The sequence below is a fragment of the Aequorivita sp. 609 genome, assembly GCF_014212065.1.
Lineage (GTDB): Bacteria > Bacteroidota > Bacteroidia > Flavobacteriales > Flavobacteriaceae > Aequorivita > Aequorivita sinensis.
In genome coordinates this window covers 1-754 of sequence record NZ_JACJVM010000170.1, presented here as the reverse complement: position 1 = coordinate 754, position 754 = coordinate 1, and the positions used below count along the sequence as shown (strand labels likewise).

The window sequence follows — 754 nt, the reverse complement described above, 5'->3', positions numbered from 1 at the left end:
CGTTGTGGCTAATTTGAAATGACAAGACTTACACCATATATCATATTATTTCTGACGGCAGTATTTCTGTTGTCATTTGGCATGCCGACCAAGGAGTTGACTGAGTATGGTAAATGGCTAGAATTTCACAACCTCAATCACTCCGACTTTACAAAATTTGGAGATGATGTTGAAAAAAAGGTGGAGTGGTATCCGTACGATCTGAACTTAGAATATCAAGAGCTTTTTAAACCGTTCAGACTATATTCACAAGACTCTTCTTATTTTATCGACTTAGATAGCTACTCGTTAGTACTAGAAAAAGAAAACGGAAAGTTGATTTCTTATGGGAGCGAGATTGATCGTAAAGTTCAAGTAGTAAAAACAAATGACTCCAATGCAACAACTCTACTTTTTTGCGGAACAGATTGTTATCCGGAGACTGCTAATTGGCTAACTGATAGTACAGTTGAAATTCTAGGATTTACCCTAGTTGATGAAAGGTTTGTCCCTACAAAATGGAAAATCGACCTAAACAATATGTTATTTACCAAATACCGAGCTGACAAGACTTTCAGTAAAATGCCAGACAGTTATATGGAGTTAGAAAGACTCAAAGAAATTGAATTTAAAGAATAAAAAAACTAGCCACAACAATGGCTAAGAAAACATAGGGCAGATAAGGCTTTTAGAAAGTTTCGTACACATAGTAAACTTTGGTAACTGTGGACAGCGATCGCTTCGAAAGCCCTACGTTTCTTAGCCGGACCGTTGT

The 754-nt window shown here is 36.7% G+C and carries 1 protein-coding gene; it reads left to right on the top strand.

Annotation, left to right across the window (positions count from 1 at the left end):
- Positions 1-18: 18 nt before the first annotated feature.
- Positions 19-618 carry a hypothetical protein gene (locus H4O20_RS13175; protein WP_139856765.1) on the top strand — a complete coding sequence of 200 codons (600 nt, stop codon included), beginning with the start codon at positions 19-21 and terminating at the stop codon, positions 616-618.
- Positions 619-754: the final 136 nt, after the last annotated feature.